The sequence below is a fragment of the Marinomonas sp. ATLA20 genome, assembly GCF_057180105.1.
The window spans coordinates 1-345 of record NZ_JBXUKU010000056.1 but is presented as its reverse complement, the minus strand read 5'-3'; the positions used below and the strand labels follow the sequence as shown (position 1 = coordinate 345).

The 345-nt window shown below is 42.0% G+C and carries 2 rRNA genes; both read left to right on the top strand.

Features of this window, described 5'->3' with window-relative positions:
• Nucleotides 1-84, top strand: a 5S ribosomal RNA gene (rrf, locus tag AC2A4J_RS20425); the annotation flags it as partial.
• A gap of 164 nt (nucleotides 85-248) precedes the next feature.
• Nucleotides 249-345, top strand: a 5S ribosomal RNA gene (gene rrf, locus AC2A4J_RS20420); the annotation flags it as partial.

The following is a 345-nucleotide window of genomic DNA, read 5'->3' as shown; positions in this document are numbered from 1 at the left end:
ATCCCATCCCGAACTCAGAAGTGAAAAGCGCCATCGCCGATGGTAGTGTGGGAGATCCCATGTGAGAGTAGGTCGTCGTCAAGCTTTAAATATTAAAAAATAGATTTTCACATTAGTGTGTCTATTTTTGGTAGATAAGCATGTGACATTAGTTTGTCCTTGAGCTTATACCTTGAAGTCCTAAAGTCATTTTAGGCGATTGAAAATTTGGTTTTATTAGACGATATCTGATAAGACAAGCCAGTTTTCTTGATGATCATAGAGGCGTTGAACCACCTGATCCCATCCCGAACTCAGAAGTGAAAAGCGCCATCGCCGATGGTAGTGTGGGAGATCCCATGTGAG